The sequence below is a fragment of the Nocardioides potassii genome (genome assembly GCF_021648885.1).
Lineage (GTDB): Bacteria > Actinomycetota > Actinomycetes > Propionibacteriales > Nocardioidaceae > Nocardioides > Nocardioides potassii.
Genome location: NZ_JAKJHZ010000007.1, coordinates 434,097 through 459,469, shown reverse-complemented (window position 1 = coordinate 459,469; position 25,373 = coordinate 434,097). Strand labels below are relative to the sequence as shown.

The 25,373-nt window shown below is 71.8% G+C and carries 17 protein-coding genes; 12 read left to right on the top strand and 5 right to left on the bottom strand.

Features of this window, described 5'->3' with window-relative positions:
* The gene (locus L2K70_RS12870; RefSeq protein ID WP_236402546.1) at positions 1-645 is read right to left on the bottom strand and encodes a class F sortase; all 645 of its coding nucleotides are present in this window, start codon (positions 643-645) and stop codon (positions 1-3) included.
* On the bottom strand, positions 638-1,897 hold the full coding sequence (locus tag L2K70_RS12865) for a hypothetical protein (protein WP_236402544.1): 1,260 nt from the start codon (positions 1,895-1,897) through the stop codon (positions 638-640). Before L2K70_RS12865 ends, L2K70_RS12870 begins: the two co-directional genes overlap by 8 nt.
* A gap of 283 nt (positions 1,898-2,180) precedes the next feature.
* On the opposite strand from L2K70_RS12865, the gene L2K70_RS12860 reads away from it, so the two are divergent.
* Together L2K70_RS12860 and L2K70_RS12855 are read left to right on the top strand one after the other, a co-directional pair.
* A complete protein-coding gene (locus L2K70_RS12860; protein WP_236402542.1) occupies positions 2,181-3,317 on the top strand; it encodes a lipid II:glycine glycyltransferase FemX in 1,137 nt (378 codons plus the stop codon).
* The gene (locus L2K70_RS12855; protein ID WP_236402541.1) at positions 3,314-4,393 is read left to right on the top strand and encodes an alanine racemase; all 1,080 of its coding nucleotides are present in this window, start codon (positions 3,314-3,316) and stop codon (positions 4,391-4,393) included. Before L2K70_RS12860 ends, L2K70_RS12855 begins: the two co-directional genes overlap by 4 nt.
* Here L2K70_RS12855 and L2K70_RS12850 read toward each other — a convergent pair.
* Both L2K70_RS12850 and L2K70_RS12845 read right to left on the bottom strand, forming a co-directional pair.
* Complete coding sequence (locus tag L2K70_RS12850) at positions 4,304-5,578, bottom strand: glycosyltransferase family protein (protein ID WP_236402540.1); 1,275 nt, start codon at positions 5,576-5,578, stop codon at positions 4,304-4,306. The two genes, L2K70_RS12855 and L2K70_RS12850, sit on opposite strands and share 90 nt — an antisense overlap.
* Positions 5,579-5,580: 2 nt before the next feature.
* Complete coding sequence (locus L2K70_RS12845) at positions 5,581-7,917, bottom strand: transglycosylase domain-containing protein (RefSeq protein ID WP_236402539.1); 2,337 nt, start codon at positions 7,915-7,917, stop codon at positions 5,581-5,583.
* Between the two features lie 71 nt (positions 7,918-7,988).
* Here L2K70_RS12845 and L2K70_RS12840 point away from each other — a divergent pair, with 71 nt between their 5' ends.
* The 6 genes from L2K70_RS12840 (at position 7,989) to L2K70_RS12815 (ending at position 17,087) form a co-directional block, all read left to right on the top strand.
* Positions 7,989-8,555, top strand: a complete 567-nt coding sequence (locus L2K70_RS12840; protein WP_236402536.1) for a PadR family transcriptional regulator — start codon at positions 7,989-7,991, stop codon at positions 8,553-8,555.
* A 73-nt stretch (positions 8,556-8,628) separates the two neighbouring features.
* Complete coding sequence (locus L2K70_RS12835) at positions 8,629-9,711, top strand: inositol-3-phosphate synthase (protein WP_236402535.1); 1,083 nt, start codon at positions 8,629-8,631, stop codon at positions 9,709-9,711.
* Positions 9,712-9,900: 189 nt separating this feature from the next.
* Positions 9,901-11,277, top strand: coding sequence for a type 2 periplasmic-binding domain-containing protein (locus L2K70_RS12830; RefSeq protein WP_236402532.1), 1,377 nt, complete (start codon positions 9,901-9,903; stop codon positions 11,275-11,277).
* Entirely contained in the window at positions 11,274-12,236 is a 963-nt protein-coding gene (locus L2K70_RS12825) for a carbohydrate ABC transporter permease (RefSeq protein ID WP_236402527.1), read from the top strand. The genes L2K70_RS12830 and L2K70_RS12825 overlap by 4 nt, the downstream gene beginning before the upstream one ends.
* Positions 12,237-12,306: 70 nt before the next feature.
* A complete protein-coding gene (locus L2K70_RS12820; RefSeq protein WP_236402525.1) occupies positions 12,307-13,245 on the top strand; it encodes a carbohydrate ABC transporter permease in 939 nt (312 codons plus the stop codon).
* 83 nt (positions 13,246-13,328) lie between these two features.
* Positions 13,329-17,087, top strand: a complete 3,759-nt coding sequence (locus L2K70_RS12815; protein ID WP_236402523.1) for a PKD domain-containing protein — start codon at positions 13,329-13,331, stop codon at positions 17,085-17,087.
* 104 nt (positions 17,088-17,191) lie between these two features.
* Here L2K70_RS12815 and L2K70_RS12810 read toward each other — a convergent pair whose 3' ends face one another.
* Positions 17,192-18,643, bottom strand: a complete 1,452-nt coding sequence (locus L2K70_RS12810) for a CCA tRNA nucleotidyltransferase (protein ID WP_236402522.1) — start codon at positions 18,641-18,643, stop codon at positions 17,192-17,194.
* 68 nt (positions 18,644-18,711) lie between these two features.
* Here L2K70_RS12810 and L2K70_RS21690 point away from each other — a divergent pair, with 68 nt between their 5' ends.
* From L2K70_RS21690 to sigM, 4 genes are all read left to right on the top strand, one after another.
* Complete coding sequence (locus tag L2K70_RS21690) at positions 18,712-21,024, top strand: DUF6049 family protein (protein ID WP_236402520.1); 2,313 nt, start codon at positions 18,712-18,714, stop codon at positions 21,022-21,024.
* Positions 21,025-21,031: 7 nt separating this feature from the next.
* Positions 21,032-22,663 (top strand): murein biosynthesis integral membrane protein MurJ, encoded by a 1,632-nt coding sequence (gene murJ, locus L2K70_RS12800; RefSeq protein WP_236402519.1) that lies wholly within the window; start codon positions 21,032-21,034, stop codon positions 22,661-22,663.
* Positions 22,664-22,740: 77 nt separating this feature from the next.
* Positions 22,741-24,681 carry a protein kinase domain-containing protein gene (locus tag L2K70_RS12795; RefSeq protein WP_236402516.1) on the top strand — a complete coding sequence of 647 codons (1,941 nt, stop codon included), beginning with the start codon at positions 22,741-22,743 and terminating at the stop codon, positions 24,679-24,681.
* Entirely contained in the window at positions 24,678-25,352 is a 675-nt protein-coding gene (gene sigM, locus L2K70_RS12790; protein WP_236402514.1) for an RNA polymerase sigma factor SigM, read from the top strand. The genes L2K70_RS12795 and sigM overlap by 4 nt, the downstream gene beginning before the upstream one ends.
* Positions 25,353-25,373 lie beyond the last annotated feature (21 nt).

Sequence of the window (25,373 nt, the reverse complement as noted above, 5' to 3'; positions counted from 1 at the left end):
TCAGGCCGTGGCCGGCCGGGCCGTGACGACGACGTTGCTGAGGTACGCCGCGCCGTCCCAGTCCTCGCAGGTGATGAGCACGAGGCGGCCGGGACCGGAGCGCGCGAAGATCGTCCGGTGGCGACGTGCGAGCTGAGCACGGCTGAGCACGCGTACGGACGCCACCTCGTAGGCGACCGTGCGCCGAGCGCTCCGCACGATCACCCGGTCGCCCTCGTCGAGGTCGTCGAGGTCGTCGAAGGCACCGCCACCCGTGTGGACCGTGTGGCCCGCGAGCACGGCGGCCCCCCGCCGCGCGCCGGGTCGCGCGCCACCGGACCACCAGCCGACGTCCCGCGGGTCTGGTGGTGGGGTCAGCGCCCCGCCCCTGGTCGCGATCGGCCTCACGTGCGCCTGCACGTCGAGGGAGGGAAGGACGACGATCGAGGGACGGACACCGCGGGTGTCGGTGTTCCCACCGTGCGCGTCGGCCGGGGCCGGGGGGCGCACGACCGACGAGCCCGCGGGTGCCGGCTGGTCGGCGGACGGGCCGGGACGGGGGCCGTCCGGACCTGAGGTGGTCAGCGACAGGCCGCCGAGGACCAGCAACGGCGCTGCCACCACGAGCAGCGCCGTCGCCAGTCGGTTCCGGCCCGTCTCAGCCACGTGCGCGGCTCCACGCGAGCCGCGCGCTCGCCGCACCCAGCAGGACGAGCACCAGGCCGAGCAGGGAGGTCGCACCGGACACGGGGGTGCGGGGAGCCCCCGACGCACCGGCGTTCACCGCGGTGGGCAGGGCCTGCTGCGCCTCGGGCTGCGCTCCTGCCTGCACCGGGAGCAACTGCGGCTGCGCCGCCACCGGGACCTCCGCCTGCGCCGGCAGCACCTCCGGCTGCGCCTGCGCCTGCGACTGCGGCTGGGTCTGGGCATGCGACTGCGGCTGGGCAGGAGCGGACGCCTGCTCGCCGAGCACCTCGGGCGTCGACGCCACCGGTCCGACCTCGGGCACGGCGGCCGACGGAGTGGGCTGGGACGTCGACGGCGCGCAGCCCTCCACCCAGAACACCTTGGTCTTGGTGTCGTTCCCGATGGATCCGGGCGTGTGCACGGTGAGCTTCACGTGGTAGCCCTGCTGGGGGTGCGGGGCGCCGGTGAAGGACAGCGTGTACGCCTGGGTGCCGTCGAGCCCGGTCGCGGTCCCGGCGCCGGACGCGGGGTCACCGCCCACGAACACCTGCGACGGCTCGGTGCCGCCGATGACCACGTCCGCGGTCGGCGCCTGCGGCTCGAAGGTGACCGTCGAGACGATGTCCGCCCCCTCGTCGAAGCCGTACCACTCCACCTGGAAGGTGCAGCCCGGGTGCGGGGTGTTGTCCGGGATCCCGTCGGCCTCGCCGTAGGGAGCGATCTTCACGGTGCCGTTGTTGCCGGCCGGGTCCCCGGAACCTCCGGGGGTGCCACCGCCGCCGTTGCCGTCGCCGTTGTCGTTGCCGTTGTCGTCACCCGGCTCACCCGGGACCTCCGGCTGGTCGCCCTGCCCGGGGTTGCCCTGCCCGGGGTTGCCGTGCCCGGGGTTGCCGTGCCCGGGGTTGCCCTGCCCGGGGTTGCCCTGCCCGGGGTTGCCCTGCCCGGGGTTGCCCTTGCCAGGCTTGGCGCTCCCGACATCGCCCCGCCCGGCGTTGCCGTGGCGGCCCGTCTCCTTCGTGGCCCCCTGGCCGGTGCCGGGCTGACCGTCCGGCGCGGCAGGGGTCGGGTGCTGCTGCTGGGCGGGCACCTCGGCCGGAGCGTTGGCCTGGCCCTGGCCCTGGCCGTTGCCGGGCTCGGCGTGAGCTGCGGCAGGCGCGAGGGTGACGGTGCCGAGGCACAGGAGTGCGGCGACGGCGAGCCGTGGTGAGCGGATGCGAGCGGTGCTGTTCATGGTTCCTCCCCAAAGGAATCTGCGGCGGCGCGGTGGCGCCGCCAGTGGTGGACGGCAGCTCGGGTGGAGCCACCGGTACTCACGGAACGACGGTGGTCACACCGGGCTACGAGGCCCTAGCCCGATCGGGTGATGACGCCGATGAGGTCTGTCCAAGGTGGCCGGCTCGAGGCTCCGAAGAACGTCGCCTTCGGATGCAACCGATCGGGGTGCTGCTGCGTCTCTACTCACAAGGGACCAGACACGTACGGGGGTCGTGTCTGGTCCCTTGTAGCGTGTCGGGGTGACGACCCCCCTCAGCCTGCGACCGATCTCAGCGCCGCAGCACCGCGAGTTCATCGCCGGTCGGTCGTCCGCGAGCTTCCTCCAGACGCCCGCCTGGGCCGAGGTGAAGGCCGAGTGGAGGGCCGAGTCGATCGGCTGGTTCCGCGGCTCCGACCTGGTCGGCGTGGGTCTCGTCCTCTACCGGCAGCTGCCCAAGGTGAAGCGCTACCTCGCCTACCTGCCCGAGGGCCCGGTCATCGACTGGGGCGGGGACGACCTGGAGACGTGGCTCGCGCCGATGGTGTCGCACCTCAAGGCGCAGGGTGCGTTCGCGGTCCGCATGGGACCGCCGGTCGTCACCCGCCGGTGGTCGGCGGAGCAGGTCAAGGCGGGCGTGGCCGACGAGTCCGTGCGCCGGCTCGGCGACGTACCGCCCCTCGAGCGGTCGCAGGACGGCGCGCGCGTCATCGCCCAGCTGCACGAGCTCGGGTGGCAGCAGCAGGCGGCGGAGGGTGGCTTCTCCGCCGGGCAGCCGCAATTCAACTTCCAGGTCCCGCTGGTCGACGCCGACGGTGCACCGCGCTCGGAGGACGACGTCCTCAAGGGCATGAACCAGCTGTGGCGCCGCAACATCAAGAAGGCCGACAAGTCCGGCGTCGAGGTCACCCGCGGGGGACGTGATGACCTCGAGGCCTTCCACGCCCTCTACGTCCACACCGCCGAGCGCGACCACTTCACCCCGCGGCCGCTGTCCTACTTCCAGACGATGTACGACGCGCTGCTGGCCGAGGACCCCGACCGGATCCAGCTCTGGCTGGCCCGCCACGAGGGTGACCTGGTCGCCGCCACGATCGCGATCCGCGTCGGCACGCACGCCTGGTACTCCTACGGCGCCTCCTCGACCGAGAAGCGCGAGGTCCGCGGGTCCAACGCCGTCCAGTGGGCGATGATGCGCCACGCCCTCGACGCCGGCGCCCACGTCTACGACCTCCGCGGCATCACCGAGACCCTCGACGCAGACGACCCGCACGTCGGGCTGATCCAGTTCAAGGTCGGCACCGGCGGCCAGGCGGTCGAGTACGCCGGCGAGTGGGACCTGCCGATCAACCGGGCGATCTACAAGGCGTTCCAGCTCTACCTCGCGAGGCGCGGATGAGCCTGACCCTCCGCGTCGACGGCGAGCGGTGGCGCGCACACCTGCTGTCCACGGCGACCCGGCACCCGGGCATCGTCCCGGTGACGAAGGGCAACGGCTACGGCTTCGGCCTCGGACGGCTCGCCCGCCGTGCCCAGTGGCTGGCCGACCACGCCGAGCAGACCGGGGCGGCGCTGGACACGGTCGCCGTCGGGACGTACGACGAGATCGAGCAGGTCGCGACGCGCTACGGCGGCGACCTGCTGGTCCTCACGCCGTGGCGGCCCTTCGGCGCCGCGGTCGACCTCGACCCGCGCCTCGCCCGGCGCGTCGTGCACACCGTGAGCCGGCCGCAGGACCTCGCGGCCCTGCGTGGGCGTGACCCGGACGCGCGCTTCGTGCTCGAGCAGCTCACCTCCATGCGTCGCCACGGGATGACCAGGCGCGAGCTCGCGACCGCGGCCGCCGATCTCGGCGCCGGGCGCAGCGGCCTGCGCGGCGTCGCGATGCACCTCCCCCTCAACACCACCTCCCACCTCGGCGAGGTCACCCGGCTGATCAACGAGATCGTCGCCTCGGGGCTGCCGACCCGGACGGTCTTCGTCTCCCACCTGACGCACGCCGAGATGACCACGCTGGCAAGCACCTACCCCGACTTCACGGTCCGCCCGCGCATCGGCACCGACCTCTGGCTCGGTGACCGCGGCGCCCTCCGCGTCGCGGCGACGGTGCTCGACGTGCACGAGGTCGACCGCGGCGACACGTTCGGCTACCGGGGGCGCAGCGCGCCCAAGCACGGCCACATCGTGGTCGTGAGCGGCGGGACCGCGCACGGGATCGGTCTCGAGGCGCCGACCGGCGACCAGTCGCTCAAGGCACGGGCGGCGACCCTCGCCCGGGGCGGCCTCGACGCGGTCGGCTTCGTCCGCTCGCCCTTCTCCATCGACGGCAAGCAGCGGCTCTTCGCCGAGCCGCCGCACATGCAGGCCTCGATGCTGTTCGTGCCCTCAGGGGCGCGGGTGCCCCGCGTCGGGGAGGAGATCGAGGTCCGGGTCCGCTTCACCGCGACCGGCTTCGACCGCGTCGTTGTCTCCTGAGGCGACCTCCGTCCCGGTGCCCGGCACGTCGCGCAGCACTGCGACCGCCAGCCACACCAGGCCGGCCACCCGGAGCACGATCGCGAGCCAGTAGGCACGCTGGTCGTCGGCGATGGTCGGCACCAGGCCGCCGCCGACGTACCACCCGGTGATGACCCATCCCACCAGGTGCAGGCCCTGCCACACGAGCAGGTCGCGCCACCGCCGTACGGCGACCGCGGCCAGGGGCAGCGCCACGAGGGCCAGCTCCGGCGGCGCCGACGGCGCCACGACCAGCGCCGCGCAGACCATGACGAGGCCGGACCGGGCGCTCGTCGTGGGGGTGACCTGCCCGGACCGGCGCACCATCCAGGCAACGCCGACGGCCGCCGCTGCGAGCACCACCAGCTGGACGACCGACCGCGTCGTCGTCGATGCGTCGACCCCGGCCTGCGTGAGCAGCTGCCACACCGAACCGGTGTCGACGTCCCCGAACCCCTCGCCCGTCGCGCGGCCGGGCAGGGTGATCACGACGTAGGCGGCCGCCGCCGACAGGAGGGCGTCGACGCGATCGCGGGTGCGCCCGCCCACCGCGACGACGCCGAGGAACGCGACCGCGACCGGGAGCGCGAACGCGGCACCGACACCTGCCCCGATGCCGGCGAGCCACGACCGTCCGGTCGTCCAGCCGAAGAGCAGCACGGCGACCCCGACCGCGGCCAGCAGCTCCCACGACAGCCAGTGGGCGACGAGGACCGGGCCCATCGCCCAGCCGGCGGCGGCCCAGGGTCGGCGGGGGTCCACCCGCACGAGCAGGGCAGTCGCCACGAGGGCGAGCGGGGCCAGCAGCACGGCGAGCCCGGCCACGGTCGCCACGCTCCCGCTGCCGGGGAGCAGGCCGGCGAGACGTTCGAGCCAGGTGGTGACGTGCGGCGGGGTGCCGGCGGTCACCGAGGTGCCGGCGAGCTCGGTCCAGCAGAGCTGGCGGAACGGCTGCTCGTCCTTGCCCCACCCGGACGGGACGCAGGCGCTCTTGCCGACCATGCCCGCGGCGAGCGCGACCGCGGTCGCACCGAGCAGCACCCTCGCAGGCGTCCACCAGCGATGACGCGAGGAGTGGTCCCCCAGCGGCCCGCCGAGGACCTCCGACATCGCGGCGACGACCGGGTCGGTCCGGCTCGGCGCCTCCCCCGGCTGCCCGCGCACGATCAGGGCCGGTGGTCGAGGACGGCCCGCGGCTGGTACCGGCCGGTCGGCGTCGCCGGCGGGTCGGAAGGCGGAGGCGTGGTCGGGTCGGTCGGGGTGGGCGTCGGCGTCGGCGTCGGCGTCGGGGTGGGCGTCGGTGTCGGCGTGGGGGTCGGCGTCAACGTCGGGGTCTCCGTCGGGATCGGCGTCTCCGTCGGCGTCTCCGTGGGGGTCTCCGTGGGCGTCTCGGTCGGCACGCCGCCGGTCTCGGTCGGGCTCTTCGTCGGCCTGGAGGTCGGGGTGGAGGTCGGGCTCGGCGGTGGGGTGTACTCGTGGCCGTCCTCGGGTGCGTCGCCATCGACGTAGGCCGGCGGCGGGAAGTCCTCGACCTCCATGCCGTCCATGACGCGCTGCATGATCCCCGTCCACGTCTGCGCCGGGTAGACGGCGCCGAAGTAGCTCGGCAGCCAGCCGTCGATCTGGTCGTCGCCGTCACCGCGGACGTACATCACCGCGGTCGCCATCTGCGGGGTGTAGCCGGCGAACCACGACGACGACACGTGCTCGTCCTCGCCGCCGGTCGCGGTACCGGTCTTGCCGGCGGCGGGGCGGCCCAGGTCGAGCGCGGCCTGGCCGGTGCCGTTCTGCACGATCTGCTGCATGACGTAGGAGGTGTCAGCGGCGATGTCCTCGTCGACGGCCTTGCGCGTGGCGTTCTTCCACTCGTAGATGACCTTGCCGTCCTTGTCGACGACCTTCTCCACCACGTGCGCGTCCGCGCGCTCGCCGCCGTTGGCGATCGTCGCGTAGGCGTTGGCCATGTTGATCGGGCTGACGCGGCCCTTCCCGAGGGTGATGAGCGTGTCCTGCGGGCTGAAGTCGACCGACCTGGACGGGATGCCGGGGTACTTCGACGACGCCTCCTCGCCGGGGATGCCGAGGGCGCGGGCCATGTCGTAGATCGCCTGCGGGCCGTCGTCCATCGAGTCGGACATGTCGACGAAGGCGGTGTTGATGGACTCCTCGCCGGCCTCGACAAGGGTCACCTGGTCGCCGTAGTCGTTGCCGAGCCCGTCGCTGCCGGTGCCCTCGTTGCGCACCTCGGTGCCGTCGGGGAACTCGTAGGGGGAGTTGCCCTCGAAGGTGTCCTCGATCGAGAAGCCCTGCTTGATCGCCGCGGCGACGGTCAGCGGCTTGATGGTCGAGCCCGCCATGCCGCCGGTGGCGGCCCAGTTGATCTGGGACTGGAGGTAGTCCTGGCCGCCGTAGAAGCCGCGGACCGCGCCGGTGCCGACCTCGATCGTGGCGGCACCGATGTGGAGCTGCTTGTCGCCGAAACCCTCCGGCTTCTCGTCGAGCACCCCCTCCTGGACGTCGGCCATGACCTGCGGGTCGAACGTCGTGGTGATCCGCAGGCCGCCGCCGTCGATCTGGCTCTCGGTCGCGATCCCCTTGGCGAGCAGCTCGTTCTTCACCAGGGCGAGCATGTGGCCCTTCTGGCCGCCGAACTGGCTCTGGGCAGCGACCTTCGGGAACTTGGGCAGCCGCTTCTCGGCCTTGTCGCGCTCCTCGGTGGTGATCGTGCCCATGTCGGCCATGCCGTCGAGGACGTAGGCGTAGCGGCCCTTGAGGTCCTCGCGGGCCTCCTTGCCGTTGGCAGGGTCGTACTTGCTCGGGTTGTTGAGCACCGTCGCCAGCACAGCGGCCTCGCGCAGCGAGAGGTCCTGGGCGTCGTGGTCGAAGAACGCCTTCGACGCGGCCTGGATGCCGTAGGCGCCGCGGCCGAAGTAGATGGTGTTGAGGTAGCCCTCGAGGACTTCCTTCTTGCTGAGCTGCTGCTGGATCTTGAGCGAGACGACCGCTTCCTTGATCTTGCGCTTGTAGCTCTGCTCGCTGGTCAGGTAGAGGATCTTCACGTACTGCTGGGTGATCGTCGACGCGCCCTGGCGCGCGTTGCCGCTCGCGTTGGAGAAGAGGGCGCGGAGGATGCCCTTGGGGTCGATGCCCTTGTCGGTCCAGAAGGTGCGGTTCTCCGCCGCGACCACCGCGTCCTTGATGGTGTCCGGCATCTCCGCGTAGGGGATCGACTCGCGGTTCTGGTCCTCGTAGTACGTACCGAGCTGCTGCTTGCCGTCCTTGTAGTAGACGAAGGTCGTCTGGGCCTGGAAGGCGGAGTTCGGCGTGGGGATGCCGATCGCCTGGTAGAGCACCACGACGATCCCGGCGGCCACGAGCGCGCCCACGACGGCGAGGACCCCGAGGACCTTCGCGACCTTGGCCAGACGCTGCTTCGTCGTACGCCTCTGCCTGGGCCGTCGGGTCTGGGCCTTGCCGTCGGCCCTGCGCTTCTTGGCGGTCACCGCAACAGGGTACGGGGATCGACCTGCCAGCCCGATTCGTCACGCGCGGATATATCGGTACGATAGGTCTCATGGCACGTCGTGCGGACACCATCGAGCTCGCAGTCCTCGGACTGCTGCACGAGGGACCCATGCACGGCTACGAGCTGCGCAAGCGCCTCAACCTCATGCTCGGATGGGGCCGTGTGCTGTCCTACGGCTCGCTCTACCCGGCGCTCAAGAAGATGCTGCGGGCCGACCTGATCCGCGAGGTCGCCGGACCGGCGAGCCCCTCGAGCCGTCGCCCCCGCATCACCTACGAGGTGACGCCCGCCGGCAACGAGCACTTCCAGCGGCTGATGGCCGAGGTCGGCCCCACCGCGTGGGAGGACGACAACTTCGACATCCGCTTCGCGTTCTTCTCCTCCACCGACATGGAGATCCGCCTCCGCGTCCTCGAGGGTCGCCGCTCGCGGCTGCAGGAGCGCCTCGCCCGGGTGCAGGGCGAGCTCGAGCGGACCCAGGCCGAGGTCGACCGCTACGCCGCCGAGCTCCAGCGCCACGGCGTGGAATCGGTCGAGCGCGAGGTGCGTTGGCTCTCCGACCTGATCCAGGCCGAGCGCGAGCCCCGTCCCGCGCCGTCGGCCCCCACCGACTGACAGATCGACCAGCAAGCCACTGCAAGGCCACCACCCGTCAAGAAGCACGACCGTAGATGAGAAGGAGAGCCCCATGGGTTCGGTACGAGTAGGGATCGTCGGAGTCGGCAACTGCGCCACCTCCCTCGTCCAGGGCGTTGAGTACTACAAGGACGCGGACCCGTCGCAGACCGTCCCGGGTCTCATGCACGTCGTCTTCGGCGACTACCACGTCAAGGACGTCGAGTTCGTCGTCGCGTTCGACGTCGACGACAAGAAGGTCGGCAAGGACCTCTCCGAGGCCATCAACGCCTCCGAGAACAACACCATCAAGATCGCCGACGTCCCGACCCTCGGCGTCGAGGTCAAGCGCGGCCCGACGCTCGACGGCCTCGGCAAGTACTACCGCCAGACCATCGAGGAGTCCGCAGCCGAGCCGGTCGACGTCGTCCAGGCGCTCAAGGACGCCGAGGTCGACGTCCTCGTGTCCTACCTCCCGGTGGGCTCGGAGGAGGCCGACAAGTTCTACGCCCAGTGCGCGATCGACGCCGGCGTGGGCTTCGTCAACGCCCTCCCCGTCTTCATCGCCTCCGACCCGGTGTGGGCCAAGAAGTTCGAGGACGCCGGCGTCCCGATCGTCGGCGACGACATCAAGAGCCAGGTCGGCGCCACCATCACCCACCGCGTGATGGCCAAGCTCTTCGAGGACCGCGGTGTCGCGCTGGACCGCACCTACCAGCTCAACGTCGGCGGCAACATGGACTTCAAGAACATGCTCGAGCGCGAGCGCCTGGAGTCCAAGAAGGTCTCCAAGACCCAGGCCGTGACCTCCAACCTGAAGGGCGAGCTGGCCGACAAGATCGACAGCAAGAACGTCCACATCGGCCCGTCCGACTACGTCGCGTGGCTCGACGACCGCAAGTGGGCCTACGTCCGCCTCGAGGGTCGCGCGTTCGGCGACGTCCCGCTCAACCTCGAGTACAAGCTCGAGGTCTGGGACTCCCCGAACTCGGCCGGCATCATCATCGACGCCGTCCGCGCCGCGAAGATCGCCAAGGACCGCGGCATCGGCGGCCCGATCATCCCCGCGTCGACCTACCTGATGAAGTCGCCGCCGGTGCAGATGCCCGACGAGATCGGTCGCGCCGAGCTCGAGAAGTTCATCGCGGGCGAGTGACGCCCTCGTCGCTCCACGCCTGAGCGACACCCGACACACCGACGGCCCCGCAGGTCCACGTCCCGGACCCGCGGGGCCGTCGTCGTACCCGGCTCGTGGCCCGCCTCCCGGCCGCCCGCGGATAGAAGCGCTTCTCCCGGGTACCGAATCCCCGGTCCCGGACCCGCCGGGCCGTGGAGGGAGAACATCATGCGACTCGGTGGAGTGGTGGGGGTCCTCGCAGCGTCGTGCCTGGTCGCCGGGTGCGCCCAGGGGACGGGCGACTCGGAGGAGGAGACCTCGGACGCCTCGTTCGACAGCAACGCGACGCTGAGCGGCACGGTCGAGGTCATGGGCTTCGGTGCCGGTGACGAGATCGCGACCACGCGGCTCGACCGCGCCAAGAAGGAGCTCGGCGACGCGAAGGTCGAGCTCGTCGAGGGCGACCTCGACATCCAGCAGTTCCTCTCCTCCGTCGCCTCGGGCAAGCCGCCGTCGCTGGTGTACGCCGAGCGCAGCCAGATCGGCACGTTCGCCTCCCGCGGCGCCGTCGTACCGCTCACCGACTGCATCGAGGGCGAGGGCATCGACACCTCGGTCTTCCGGAAGTCCGCACTCGACGAGGTGACGTTCGACGACGAGGTCTACGGCATCCCGGAGTTCAACGTCGTCCAGCTCACGCAGGCCAACGCCGACCTGCTCCAGCAGTCGGGCCACACGATCGACGACGTCAACGGCTCGGACTGGGACGCGGTCCTGCAGGCCGACAAGGACATGACGAAGACGCAGGGCGGCGACCTGCAGACCATCGGCTACGACAGCAAGCTGCCCGAGTTCCTGCCGCTGTGGGCCAAGGCCAACGGCGCGGACCTGATCTCCGCGGACGGTCGCACCGCCCAGCTCGACGACCCCGAGGTGGTCGAGGCGCTCGAGTGGGCGGTCTCGGTGTACGACGCCCAGGGCGGGTTCGGCGAGGTCAAGGCGCTACGCGACTCCGCCGACTTCTTCGGTGACGGCAACCAGTTCGCGAGCGGCACGCTCGGCGCGATGCCCATGGAGCAGTGGTACGTCAACGTGCTCAACGACGTCTCGCCCAACGCGCCGATGGCCTTCGACACCGTCCGGGACGAGCAGGGCGAGCCGATCGCGTGGGCCTCCGGCTCGGCGTGGGCGATCCCGAAGGGCAGCCCCGACCCCGAGGCGGCCTGCCGGATGGCGCGGGTGATGACCGAGACCGACTCGTGGATCGCGGCCGCCGAGGCGCGGGTCGCGATGCGCAAGAAGGACGGAGGCCTCTTCACCGGCATCCTGACGGCCAACGAGGACGCGGACGAGCAGATCAGGGCGATGGCGCCCACCGACGGCGACGACGCCTGGTCGCAGGCGGTCGCCGCGATGTACGAGGCGAACGACCACACCTTCTCGATGCCGGCCAACCCGGCGGGCGACGAGTTCGAGCAGGCCTGGCAGGACGAGGTCAACAAGGTGCTGACCGGTGACAAGGACCCTGCCGACGCGCTGGCCGACGCCCGGGAGGCAGCGCAGCAGGCGCTCGACGAGGCGTGGGCGACCTGGGACGAGAAGTGAGCCTCGCGGCCCCCGCCTCGACCGGCACTGCCGCCCCGGCGCGTCCCCCGCGGCGCCGGGGCGGCAGCGGCCGTCACCGGGCGTGGATCCCGCTCCTCTTCATCAGCCCGTGGCTGGTCGGGTTCCTGGTGTTCATGGCGTACCCGGTCGTCTACACCGGCTACCTCTCGCTCACCGACTACGACGTCATCAACGACCCGACCTTCCTCGGCCTGGACAACTACCGCGAGCTGGTGTCCGACGAGAAGGTGATGCTGGCGCTGCGCAACACCTTCGTCTACACGCTCATGTCGGTGCCGGCGCAGCTGGTCTTCTCGCTCGTGCTCGCGCTCCTGCTGCAGCGGGCCGGCCGCGCGGCCGGCTTCTTCCGCACCGCGTTCTTCCTGCCGAAGATGACGCCTCCCGTGGCGGTCGGCGTGCTGCTGCTCATGCTGCTCAACGGGCAGAGCGGCCTGCTCAACGAGCTCCTCGGCTGGTTCGGCATCAACGGGCCGAACTGGACGACCGACCCCGACTGGGTCAAGCCCGGCCTCGTGGTGACCTCGCTGTGGACCGTGGGCTCGTCCGTCATCATCCTCCTCGCCGCGCTGCAGCAGGTGCCGGACGAGCTGCTCGACGCGGCCCGCGTCGACGGCGCGAGCTGGTGGCGACGGCTGTGGCACGTCGTCCTGCCGATCATCAGCCCCACCATCTACTTCATCGTCGTCGTCGACACGATCGCGTCGCTGCAGTCGTTCACCGAGGCCTACACGGCCTTCTTCGGCGCCGGCAACACGACGTACAGCAACGACGCGGCCCTCTTCTACGCCATCTACCTCTTCCAGCAGGCCTTCGAGTTCCTGCACATGGGGTACGCCTCGGCGATGGCGGTGCTGCTCTTCGCGATCGTCATGGTGGTCACCGCCGTGCAGGTGATGCTGAGCCGGCGCTACGTCCACTACACGGGTGGTGCGCGATGAACTCACCCCACGACGTTCCCCGCCTCCTCCGCTTCACTTTCCCGTCGGACAACGCCGCAGGGACCCCGAGATGAGCACCCTGGACCGGGCGAGCGAGGCCGGGCCGACCACGAGCGTGACGCCGGAGCGGCTGGCGACCGAGGACGCCGTACCGGCCGAGCCCCAGCGCAGTCCGCGGCAGCGCGGGACCGTCGCGCGAGTCCTCGTCGGCGCTGCGCTGGTGCTGATGACGGTCGCGTTCGTCTACCCGTTCGTCTGGCTGGTCAGCGCGTCGCTCAAGCCACGCAGCGACGTCTTCGACAACCGGCTGATCCCCGAGACCCTCACTTTCGACAACTACGTCGAGGTCTGGAACGCCGCACCGATGGCGGCCTGGCTGGTGAACACCGCCTTCGTGACCGTGATGGCGACGCTGACCGTCACGATCTCGAGCGCGCTGGTCGCCTGGGGCTTCGCCCGCTACCAGTTCCGCGGCCGCAACCTGCTGTTCGGGCTCGTGCTCGCCTCGATGATGATCCCCGGCGCGGCCACGATGATCCCGACCTACCTGATCTGGAACTCCCTCGGCCTCGTCGGGACGCTCACGCCGCTGTGGGCCGGCAACGTCTTCGGGACGGCGTTCTACATCTTCCTGCTCCGCCAGTTCTTCCTCGGCCTGCCGCCCGAGCTCTTCGACGCCGCCGAGATCGACGGGGCCGGTCACTGGCGCGTCTTCTGGCACATCGCCCTGCCGCTGACCCGGCCCGCTCTGGTGGTGGTCGCCCTCTTCGAGTTCCAGGCGGCGTGGACCGACCTGATGCGCGGACTGATCTACCTCCGCGACCGCGAGGACTTCACCGTCCCGCGCGGACTGAAGTCGATGCTCGACCAGTTCGGCTTCGGCGGCGAGTGGCACTGGGAGCTGATCGTCACGGCCAGCGTGATCACCACCCTGCCGATGGTCATCGTGTTCTTCATCGGCCAGCGGCAGATCATCCAGGGCGTCGCGAGCACCGGTACCAAAGGATGAGCCCGGCGTAACCCTCGGTCGCGATACGTCGTTCTCGGGACATCGACGCGTCCCGAGAACGCGCCCGTCACCCGAGGAAACCGATGACCGCATCCCATCGGATCGCCGCCCGCCGCACCACGGCCGCCGCGACCGCGCTCCTCGCCGGACTGCTGACCGTCACCACGGTCACGTCCGGCTCCGCCACCGCCTCGCCCGCCCCCGCCGCCGCCGCCGCACCCGCGACCCGGGCCGTCGTCTCCGAGGGGGTGGTCGGCGGGCTCGAGGTCGAGAACTCCTTCGTCTCCGCCGTCGGCTGGGTCAAGCCCGGCGAGACCTACCCCTCGCGGATCATCGTCCGCAACACCTCGCAGCTGCCCGTCACCGGCGCGTCCGTCGTCGTCGCCGCGCCGGTGGGGAGCACGATCCTCAAGGCCGGTACGACGACCGTGAACGGTCCGTCGTACACGTGGAGCGTCGGCAGCCTCGCCGCCGGCGCCAGCCGGACCCTCGTGCTGGAGAGCGAGGCGGCGACCACCCAGCAGCTGTCCACGATCGTGTGGCGCGACCTGTCGACGACCGCCACCGTCACCGTCGGCGGCGCCTCCGAGGCGCTCACCAGCCACGGCCCCAAGGTCATCCCACCGGGCTCGGAGTACGACACCGCGCGCTACGGCGACCGGCCGTTCCCGGTCGTGCCCGTCGCCTACACCGACCGCGGCTACGGCACGCACGACCGCTCGCTCGACACCGTCATCAACGACCCGACCTACGAGGGCTCCACCTTCAACCTCTTCCAAGAGATGAGCCTGGGCCAGCTCTACCCCCACGGCACGGTCCCCTCGACGGGCATCACGACCGCCGGCTTCGACTACCCCGGGGCCAACACCTTGACCGGCGGCGGCAAGCCGTTCCCCTTCACCAAGGTGGTGCCCGGCCAGACGTGTGCCGGCTTCACGAACGAGGACCTGCCGGCCGCCCCGCTCTACACCCAGCGGATCAAGAACGGCGTCTACCAGCTGCCCGGCACCACCGGCTACTACGGCTCGGACGCCAACGGCTCGGCGGTCATCGGCTCCCTCGCCGGCGTCGGCGCGCTCCAGCAGATCGACTCGGGGTGCGGACCGACCGGCAAGATCGTCGTCGACGCGGCCGCCATCGCCGACCCGGAGATCGACTACTCCGACTACGACACCGACAAGGACGGCGTGGTCGACTTCTTCATGGCCGTCTTCGCCGGCTGCGGCGGCAACGGCGCGTCCCAGCTGAGCGTCGCGGGCTGCGACCTGCCGAACCCGACGACCGGCCTGCCGGACGCGCCGTACGACAACATCTGGCCGCACTCGTCGAGCCTGGAGTTCTACTACACCGACCCCCGGACCGGGCTGCCCGGGTTCACCACCGACGATCAGCTGAAGGACCTCGAGGGCCGGCCGCTCTGGTACACCGACGACAGCTACTCGACGATGACGACCACCGACAAGGGCGACCAACTCAAGGTGTTCGTCCGCGTCGGTCCCTACAACCTCAACCCCGAGACGGCGATCGACCATGCCTCGGTGATCTCGCACGAGTACGGCCACTCGCTCGGCCTGCCCGACTTCTACTCGACCGGTAGCCGCGAGACCTACGGCGACTGGAACCTGATGGCGACCGACAAGTCGCACAACATCGACGCGTTCGGCCGCCAGGAGCTCGGCTGGGTGGTGCCCGAGGTGCTCGACTCCGACCGCACCGAGACCGGCATCACGGACTCCAAGCAGGACACGGACACCATCACGTGGCAGACGCCCACCGGGACGCCGTACACCCTCACCGAGGGCCAGGGCGGCGTGGGCCGTGTGCAGAACTCGCAGATGTACGTCGCCAAGCTCCCGGGGCGCGTCCTCCTGGACCCGGCGAAGTTCGACACCGGTGACAGGGCAACGGCGTCGCACACCTGGTGGTCGCGCTCGGGCAACGACTTCGGCTGCTCGACCGACGACGGCGGGCACAACTTCGACCTGGCGATCCCCGAGGCGGCGTCGCTGCCCGCCGGCACGACGCTCTCGCTCGACATGAAGTCGATGTGGGACATCGAGTGGGACTTCGACTACGGCTTCGTCCTGACGTCGGAGGACGGCGGCAAGGACTTCACCTCGCACCCGTCGGCCAACGGCTACACCACCTCCAACACCGACCCGCTCGCCGGGAACCCCAACCAGAACGGCTGCCAGGCGGCCTACGACAACGGCATCACCGGCACGTCCGGCTCCTACGACGCCGGCACGGAGGCGACCGACCGCAAGCTCGGCAACACCCCCGACATGGTGTTCCTCGCCGACCGCTACGACATCTCCGACCTGGTCGGCGCCGAGGCCCCGGTCCTGCGGTTCAGCTACGCCACCGATCCCGGCCTGGCACGCCCCGGCTGGTTCATCGACGACGTCGCGATCACCGCCACGCTGCCCGACGGCAGCACGCGCGAGATCTACGCGACGGACTTCGAGACCAGCGGCACGACCGAGGACCCCCGGGTCTTCAACGGCGGCTGCCGGGCCGACGGTCCGGGCACGTGCGGCCAGGGGTGGCAGTACGTCGCCGGCGGCGCAGAGGGTCCCTCGGACCACGCCTACTACATGGAGATGCGCGACCGTTCGGGCTTCGACCTCGACGGCAACGGCCAGGCCGACCGCGGCGCCCCGGAGTTCGCGTCCGGGTTCTACACGTCGTACACCGACGAGGCGCACGGCTACGGCAACGCCGGCACCGACGACCCGCCCGCGCAGTCGCCGCTGGACAGCCAGCCCGAGCCGGGCAGCGACACGCCCGACCTCAACGACGCCGCGTGGACCGACGCGGCCGACGACTCGCACTTCTCCGACGGCGGGGACGGGTGGACCGACAACTACGCCGACCCCAGCAGCACCTCGGGCAACTGGGAGTTCGACTACGACTGCCTGACCTTCGACGTGCTCGACATGACCGGCAACGGTGACGGCACCGTCGCCGGCGAGGGCCCGCAGGCCTCCGACGGCGACCTGACCGGCGACGTCCGGTTCGACATGGGTGCCGGCTGCGCGGACTTCGACTACGGCTACGGCGACGAGCCGGTCCCCCCGGCCAACACCGCGCCCGACGCCATGGCGACCGCCACGCCCACCACCGGCACGCCCGGCACGAAGGTGACGCTCGACGCCAGCGGCAGCACCGATGCCGAGACGCCCGACGGACTGACGTTCTCGTGGGACTTCGGCAACGGCGGCTCCACCAAGGACGCCACCGGGGCGGTCGTCACGCACACCTACGGCAACCCCGGGACGTACGACGCCACGGTGACCGTGTCCGACGCGGCCGGTCTGACCGACACCGCGACGGTCCGGATCACGATCACCCAGCCGGGGCAGCCGACACCCACCCCGACGACCACCCCGACCCCGGGCACGGGCTCGGGATCGGGTGCCGGCGCGGACCAGGCGAGCGTCACGGTCGCCTCGGCGGCGCCGGCCACGCTCACCCGGGCGCTGCCGTGCCAGGGACGCTCGGTCGGCCACCTCGGCAGCTGGCGGGTGATGCAGGGCGACGCGCCCGGCGGCTCCTACTGCGACAACCGCGGCAAGCGCCCCGGGCGCGACGTGCTGCGCGTCGGCTTCCAGGGTGACGCGGTCGACGTGGTCTTCGGGACGGCCAAGCGTGGCGGCAGGGCGGTGCTGTTCGTCGACGGCACCCGCGTCGGCACCGTCTCGTTCGCCGGACGTCGTACGAGCCCGCGCCTCGACCGGCACGCGGTCGTCAGCGGGCTCGGCACCGACCGCCCCCACCGCCTCCGGCTCGTGGTCAAGCGGGGGACGGCGTACGTCGAGGGGTTCCGCGTCGCCCGCTGAGTCAGGCGACCTCCGCGCTGTAACGCCGGGTTAGGAGCTCTACCCCCTATGTTCCTCCGTAGGGGATAGAGCCAGTAACCCGGCGTTACAGCGCATCAGGGGGATCACTCCGGGCGGGACGCCCACCACTCGCGCAGCGCGGCCTCGGCGGCCTCGGGCGTCTGGGGCCCCTCGTCCATCCGCAGCTCGAGGAGGAACTTGTAGGCCTCGCCGACCTCGCGGCCGGGGCCGAGACCGAGGATCTCCATGATCTGGTTGCCGTCGAGGTCGGGTCGGATCGCGGCGAGCTCCTCCTCCTCCGACAACCGTTCGATCCGCTCCTCCAGGGAGTCGTAGGTCCGGCGCAGCCGGTCGGCCTTGCGCTGGTTGCGGGTCGTGCAGTCGGCGCGGGTGAGGATGTGCAGCCGCTCGAGCTGGTCGCCCGCGTCGCGCACGTAGCGTCGTACGGCGCTGTCGGTCCACTCCCCCGACCCGTAGCCGTGGAAGCGGAGGTGGAGCTCGACGAGGGTCGAGACCGCGTCGATGTCGTGGTTGGAGAAGCGCAGCGCCTTCATGCGCTTGCGGGTGAGCTTGGCGCCGACGACGTCGTGGTGGTGGAACGTCACCGTCCCGCCCGCCTCGAAGCGGCGCGTCCTCGGCTTGCCGACGTCGTGCATCAGGGCGGCGAAGCGGCTGACGAAGTCGGGGCCGTTGCCGAGGCGGTGCTCGAGGTCGATCGACTGCTCGAGCACGGTGAGGGTGTGCTCGTAGACGTCCTTGTGGCGGTGGTGCTCGTCGCGCTCGAGCGCGAGGGCGGGCAGCTCCGGCAGGACGTACGCCGCCAGACCGGTGTCGACGAGCAGCGTGAGCCCCAGGCGCGGATGCGGCGCGCACACCAGCTTGACCAGCTCGTCACGCACGCGCTCGGCCGAGATGATCTCGATCCGCCCGGCCATCTCGGTCATCGCGGCCACGACCTCGGGCGCGACGGCGAAGCCGAGCTGCGCGGCGAAGCGCGCCGCCCGCATCATCCGCAGCGGGTCGTCGGAGAAGGAGTCCTCGGGAGTGCCGGGTGTGCGGAGCACGCGCTCGGCCAGGTCCACGATGCCGCCGAACGGGTCGACGAACTCCCTGCTCGGCACGCGGACGGCCATCGAGTTCACGCTGAAGTCACGGCGCCCGAGGTCGCCCTCGATGCTGTCGCCGAAGTCGACGTCCGGCTTGCGCGACGTCGGGTCGTAGGACTCCGAGCGGTAGGTGGTGATCTCCACCTGCCACGGACCCTTGCGGCACCCGATGGTGCCGAAGTCGCGGCCCATGTCCCATACCGCGTCGGCCCAGCCCGACACGAGCCACTCGGTGGTGTCGGGGCGCGCGGAGGTGGTGAAGTCGAGGTCGTTCTGCAGCCGTCCCAGCATCGCGTCGCGCACCGGACCGCCGACGAGCGCGAGCTCCTCGCCGGCCTCGGCGAAGAGGGCTCCCAGCTCGTCGATCACGGACCCGATGCGGTCGAGCTCGGCGCCGACGCGGCGCTGGATCTCGACGATCGTGAGCGGAGGCGTGGCGGCGTCGGACACGACGGGGCAGTCTACGTGCGCGCCCGCGGGAGTCCGGCTTTGGTGGCGCGAACAACTACAGTCGGGGCGTGCCCCGCTCGTCCGCGTTCCGTGCTGCCCTCGCGGGGCTCCTCACGGCCGGGCTCGCCAGCGTGGGCGCCCAGGCACCGTCGGCAGCGGCTGCCGCGGACGAGGCCGACCCGCTCCTGGTGCACATCGACACCATCGATCCGGTGCTGCCCCGCAGCGGTGACGTCGTCATCACCGGGACCGTCACCAACGTCAGCCAGGACACCTACACCCGGATCAACCTGCACGCCTTCTCCTCCGCGCAGCCCATCCTGGAGTCGGCCAACCTGGTCACCTCCGCGGCGAGCGACCCGGTCCAGGCGGTCGGCGAGCGGGTCACCGACCCCGGCACCTTCTACACCGTGGACGAGCTCGCTCCCGGCGAGACGGCGTACTTCTCCGACAGCGTGCCCGTCGACCTGCTCGAGATGGACCCGCGGGTCGAGGGGGTCTACTGGATCGGCATCCACGCCCTCGGCGACAGCAGCACGGTGCCGCGCGACATCATCGCCGACGGGCGGGCCCGCACGTTCATCCCCGCGCGACCGCGCTCGGGGGCCTCGGCGGAGGCCTCGGTCGTGCTGTCGGTGCGCAGCCCCGTCTGGTTCACCGACGACGGCAAGGTCGCCGGCCTCGACCGGTGGGCCCGGCGGCTCGCCGAGGGCGGCAGCCTCGACGGCGTGCTCGACATGGCCGAGTCCGCCGACGGAACGCCGTACAGCTGGCTCGTCGACCCCGCGGTGCTCGTGGCGCTGACCCGGCTCGAGCGCGGCAACCCGGCACGCACCATCGTCCCGGACCCCAACGTGCCCGGCCAGGAGCCGACCGAGGCCCCCTCGACCGGGACGGACGGCGGCCCCACGGCCGGCGGCTGGGACACCCTCGCTCCGCCGACCTCACCCGACGCGGAGCCCACCGGCCAGGAGCAGGCGCTCGCCAGTGCCGCCTCCGCGTGGCTCAACCGGTTCCGCGACCTGGTCGACACCCAGCCCGTGCTCACCTTGCCCTTCGGCGACCTGGACGTCTCCGCCGCGGTCCGCAACGACCGGACCCGCCTGGACCAGGCCGTCGCGCGCAGCACCGAGGTGATGCAGGTCCTGCGGCTCCCGTCGCGTCCCGCCGTGGCGCCGGCCGACGACCTGCTGAGCCCCGAGGCGCTCCAGGTCCTCGCGCCGGAGACCGTGGTCCTGCTCGGCGACAGCGCGTTCGACCTCCCGCCGGAGACGCCCAACTCGGTGGTCCGCATGCTCGGGCACAAGGTGCTCGTCACCAGCACCGCAGCGGAGTCGGGCGGTCCCGGTCCCACTGCGGCGACCGATCCACTGGCGATGCGACAGCGCCTGCTCAGCGAGGCGGCGCTCCGTGCGCTCGACGACGACTCGGCACCGCTGATCATCACGATGCCGACCGTGTGGCGCGGCGAGGACGCCGCGGCCTTCTTCGAGGACCTCGAGCAGCCGTGGCTCGACATCGTCCCGGTGGAGCAGATCGCCGACCAGCCCGGGAACGCCGTCGGCCAGCCCGCGTCCGCCCTCAACTACACGACCAAGGACCAGGCGGCCGAGCTGGGCGCGGGCAGCTTCACCGCCGCCACCCGCGCCACCAACGCGGCCACCGTGCTCGAGCAGGTGCTCACGCTCCAGACGACCATCGAGGCGCAGGTGCGCGACGAGGCGCTCGTGACGCTGTCCGAGCAGCACCGGTCCCGGCCTGGCGTCGCACTGCGGTCGGCGGCTCGCCTGGAGCAGGCGACGCAGGACTACCTCGACCAGGTCCAGATCGAGGCGCCGCGAGCGGTGACGCTGTTCAGCGCGTCCGGCAAGCTCGGGGCGACGCTGGTCAACTACCTCGACCAGCCCGTCACCGTCCAGGTGCGCCCGACGACCGACGGCGAGCTGACCATCAGCGGTCTCGACGGCGAGCGGACGCTCGGCCCGTCGGCCCGCACGGTGCTGCGCTACGAGGCGAACTCCGACCAGCTCGGAGTGCACAACGTCCGCTTCTCGGTCACCTCGCTCGAGGGTGCCCCCCTCGGCGCCTCCGACTCCGTCCCGATCCGTGTGGCCCGGGTCAGTGCGCTCGTCTGGGCCACGATGGCCGGTGGCGCGCTCCTGCTGTTCGGGATGATCGGCTACCGCCTGCCGGGCCAGATCCGCGCCCGGCGCGCGGAGCGGGCGGCTGCGGCCGCCGGCGAGGACCCCGCCGCGCTGCCTCAGGAGCAGCCGGCAGAGCAGCCGGACGAGCAGCCGGCTGAGCACGTCCGCGACGATGCCCCGGCCGACGTACGTCACGAGCCGGCGCCGGCCGCACCCCTCGTCCCCGGTCGGCCGTGACCGATCGATGAGCGACCAGCGCATCCTGGCCTCCTCCGCGGTGATGGCGGCCGGCACCGTCTTCTCGCGTGCCTCGGGCTTCATCCGTGCCGCGCTGCTGGTCGCCGCGCTCGGCGCCTACCTGCGCGCGGACCTGTTCACGATCGCCAACACGCTGCCCAACATGGTCTACATCCTGCTGGCGGGCGGCATCTTCAACGCCGTCCTCGTGCCGCAGCTGGTCCGGCGGATCAAGGAGGACCCCGACGGCGGTGACGCGTACGCCAGCCGGGTGATCACGCTGTCGGCGCTGTTCCTCGGCACCGTGACAGTGCTCCTCGTGGTGGCGTCACCATGGTTGCTGCGCCTCTACCTGAGCGACGAGCTGCTCCAGCCGGCCCGCGCGGCGCACCTCGAGTCGATCGTCGACCTGACGCGCTGGTGCCTGCCGCAGGTGTTCTTCTACGGGATGTACGTCCTGGTCGGGCAGGTGCTCAACGCCCGCGGCCGCTTCGGTCCGATGATGTGGGCGCCGATCGCCAACAACGCGATCGCCGTGCTGATGCTCATCGCGTACCTCCTCGTCTGGGGCAAGGCGGTGGGGCCGCAGCAGCAGGCGCCGTTCGACACCAGCCAGGAGGTGCTGCTCGGCCTCGGCTCGACGCTCGGCATCGTCGCCCAGTGCCTGGTGCTCGTGCCCTACCTGCGCGCGTCGGGGTTCACCTATCGACCACGCTTCGACTTCCGCGACCCCGAGCTGCGGCGGACGCTCTCCCTCGGCATCTGGACGGTGCTGTTCGTCGTCGCCACCCAGGTGGCCTACTTCGTCGTGGTCAAGCTCGCGTCGGCGGGCAACGCCGACGGCAGGGGCAGCGGCTACACCGTCTACAGCAGCAGCCTGCTCGTGATGATGGTCCCGCACTCGATCGTCACCGTCTCGCTCGCGACCGCGATCCTGCCGCGCCTGTCGTCGTACGCCCACGAGGACCGGCTCGCCGACCTCGGCCGCACGGTCGGGTCCACGCTGCGTACGGCGCTCGCGCTGGTGCTGCCGTTCGCGGTGCTGCTGCCGATCGTCGCCGGCGACGTCGCCTCGGCGGCCTTCTCGTGGGCCGACCGGGGCGTCGGGGCGACCTTCGCACCCACCCTCGCCCTGTTCGGCCCGGCGCTGGTGTTCTTCACCGTCCACTACTTCATGCTGCGCGGCTTCTACGCGATGGAGATGACCAAGCGGGTCTTCTTCATCCAGCTCGCCGTCTCGTTGACCAACATCGTCGTGGCCCTCGCCCTCGTGCCGTCCCGCCCGCCGGAGGAGACGGCCCCGATGCTCGTCGTCGCCTACCTGTCGTCGTACGTCGTGGGGGCCGCGGTCAGCTTCGTGCTGCTGCGGCACACGGTCGGTGGGCTCGAGACCCCGCAGCTGCTCCGCTTCCTGGTGCGGATGGCGATCGTCCTGGTCGTCGCCGGCGCGGTGACCTGGCTGGTCGAGTGGTCGATGGCCGGCCTCGGGGACGAGCCCGCTCCTCCGGTCGCCCTCCTGCGCGGCGGGCTCAGCGGGCTCGCCGGGGTGCTGGTCGTCCTCGCGGGCGCGCGGCTGCTGCGGATCCGCGAGGTGACGAGCGTCGTCGACACCGTCGCGGCGCGGGTGCGCCGTGGCTGAGAGTCCCTAGAGTGGCCACTGGGACGGTGCCTGCGGTGTCTGGGGGCACTGCGGACGTGAGCCGGAACGGGAGGTGAGTGGTGCCGACGTCGATGCAGGCCGGTGACGTGCTCGCCGAGCGCTACCGACTCGACGACCTCCTGGCCGAGAACGGGACCGGCCGGTTCTGGCGCGCCCACGACCTGGTGCTGCACCGTCCGGTCTCGGTGCACCTGCTTCCGGCCGACGACGACCGGGCGGGTGCCGTGCTCGAGGCGGCGCGCAGCGTCGGTCCGGTCATGGACCGCCGGCTGCTGCGCGTGCTCGACGCCGAGACGCTCGACGGCCGGTGCTTCGTCGTCAACGAGTGGGGGCAGGGCGACTCCCTCGACATCCTCGTCGCCCGTGAGGGTCCGCTGCCGCCGCGGCGCGCGGCCTGGCTGGTCGGCGAGGTCGCCGACACGATGGCCGAGGCGCACGCGGCCGGCCTGGCCCACGGGCACCTCGTCCCCGAGAACGTGCTGGTCGACCAGCACGGGCAGGTCCGGATCATCGGGTTCGGTGTGGATGCCGCCCTCCGCGGGCTGGCGCCGCGCCGGACCGGGGTCGACGAGGTCGACCTGGCCGGCCTCCTCTACTGCGCGCTGACCGGCAAGTGGGCCGGGGCGTCGGAGTCCGCCGTACCTCCCGCACCGGAGGTCCACGGCGAGGTGCTCCGGCCGCGCCGGGTCCGCGCCGGCATCCCCCGCATGCTCGACGCGCTCTGCGACCAGGTCCTCAACCCGCAGCACGCCCCCGGCGGCGACGGGTCGGACTTCAGCGCCCGCGCGATCCGCGACCTGCTCCTCGACTACGTCGGCGAGCTCACCGGCACCCACGTGCCCGTCCAGGCGCCCCGACCTCCCACCCCGCTGGCCGCGCAGGAGACGACCACCGTCCCGGTGGTCCCGGTGGCGCCCGAGCTCGCGTCCGAGCCCCCTCCCGAGGCGGCTCCCGACGCGACCGAGGTGCAGCCGGCCGTCCCCGACCGGCAGCCGCCGGCCGCGCCGCCCCCGCTCCCGCACACCGGACAGGTCGACCTGCCCACCGAGGCCGGGATGCCGGTGTTCCACGACGACGACGAGGTCGACTGGCTGCGCGCGCGTGCCGACAAGCCGGAGCCCCCGCCGCCTCTGGAGGAGCTGCCGCCGAAGCCGCTCTTCGCGCCCGACCCGCCCGCGGGTGAGCCCGTACGACGCCCGCGCCCCGGCAGCCGCGCCGCGTCGGCCAATCCGGACTACTGGCCGTGGGACGCCTCCCAGGACTCCTCGATCGACCCGGCCCGCGACTCTGGTGTGCGGCCGGTCGGCCGCGACACCGGCTCGTGGAGCTCGGGCTCCTGGTCCGACGACCGCTGGGGCACCGGCGAGGGCGTCGACGACACCGGCGACCAGGTCCCCGGGCGCAGCTGGTTCCGGCTGGCGATCATCGTCGGGATCTGCGTCCTGGTGATGGTGGCGGCGGTCTTCGCCTACCAGCTCGGCCTGCCGCAGGTCACCGACTCCGGCGACGACGAACCGACCCCGTCGACCACGTCGAGCCCCTCGGTCGCCGCGCCCACGCCGTTCACCGGCCTGACGGCCTCGGCGTTCGACCCGCAGGGCACCGACGGCGGCGAGGAGAACTCCTCCTCCGCGCCCAACGTCGTCGACGGCGACCCCGCCACGACGTGGAGCACGTCGACCTACGAGCAGAACTTCGGCCCGGGAGGCCTCAAGACCGGCGTCGGCATCATGGTCGACCTCGGCGCCACCAAGGGCGTGCGCGAGGTGACGGTGAGCGTCGACGGCGAGACGTCCCTGGCGGCGTACGTCACCTCGACCGCACCGACGGGCGTCGCCGGCCTCACCCCCATCGGCACCGCCTCCGGCTCGGGCGAGCTCACCATCTCGGTCGACGAGGCGGTGTCGGGGCGCTTCGTCACGGTCTGGCTCACGATCCTGCCCCAGGTCTCCGACGGCTTCCGCGGCACGATCTCCGAGGTGCAGGTGCTGGGATGAATGCCCCCGACCAGCGGTCGGACCGTGAGCTCCTCCAGGCCCACGTCGACGGCGACGCCGATGCCTTCGGCGAGCTGTTCGCCCGACACCGCGACCGGCTCTGGGCGGTCGCGCTGCGCACGATGGGCAACCCCGAGGACGCCGCCGACGGGCTCCAGGACGGCATGATCGCCGCCTTCCGGCGAGCCGGCTCCTTCCGCGGCGAGGCCCAGGTGACGACCTGGCTGCACCGCGTGGTCGTCAACGCCTGCCTCGACCGGATCCGGGCGGCGAAGATCCGCCGCCTCGACGCGCTCCCCGACGACGTCGAGGACCGCGGCACCCTGGTCGCCACCGCCCAGCACGACGACCTCCCGGACGCGGCGGCCGAGACCACCGAGCGCCGGCGGCGGGTGCTCGACGCCCTCGGCACCCTGCCGCCCGACCAGCGCGCGGCGCTCGTGCTCGTCGACATGGAGGGCTACCCCGTCGCCGAGGTGGCCGAGATGCTGGGGTGCGCGGAGGGCACGGTGAAGTCGCGCTGCTCGCGCGGACGCACCAGGCTCGCCGGCCTCCTCGCCGACCTCCTCACGGACGCGGACCGCCCCGTCGGTGACCCGGCTCACGGGAACCCGCCTCCGGACGGTCCCGTCCAACCCACCGGGCGGCCGCGCGGCCCGCCCGCGCCCTGAGCCGTCCGCCCACGCCCGTTC

Bases quoted from the DNA above. Each gene is read 5' to 3' on its own strand.
- L2K70_RS12865 (WP_236402544.1), bottom strand. From the start codon at position 1,897: ATGAACAGCACCGCTCGCATCCGCTCACCACGGCTCGCCGTCGCCGCA.
- L2K70_RS12855 (WP_236402541.1), top strand. From the start codon at position 3,314: ATGAGCCTGACCCTCCGCGTCGACGGCGAGCGGTGGCGCGCACACCTG.
- L2K70_RS12840 (WP_236402536.1), top strand. From the start codon at position 7,989: ATGGCACGTCGTGCGGACACCATCGAGCTCGCAGTCCTCGGACTGCTG.
- L2K70_RS12835 (WP_236402535.1), top strand. From the start codon at position 8,629: ATGGGTTCGGTACGAGTAGGGATCGTCGGAGTCGGCAACTGCGCCACC.
- L2K70_RS12830 (WP_236402532.1), top strand. From the start codon at position 9,901: ATGCGACTCGGTGGAGTGGTGGGGGTCCTCGCAGCGTCGTGCCTGGTC.
- L2K70_RS12820 (WP_236402525.1), top strand. From the start codon at position 12,307: ATGAGCACCCTGGACCGGGCGAGCGAGGCCGGGCCGACCACGAGCGTG.
- L2K70_RS12815 (WP_236402523.1), top strand. From the start codon at position 13,329: ATGACCGCATCCCATCGGATCGCCGCCCGCCGCACCACGGCCGCCGCG.
- murJ (WP_236402519.1), top strand. From the start codon at position 21,032: ATGAGCGACCAGCGCATCCTGGCCTCCTCCGCGGTGATGGCGGCCGGC.
- sigM (WP_236402514.1), top strand. From the start codon at position 24,678: ATGAATGCCCCCGACCAGCGGTCGGACCGTGAGCTCCTCCAGGCCCAC.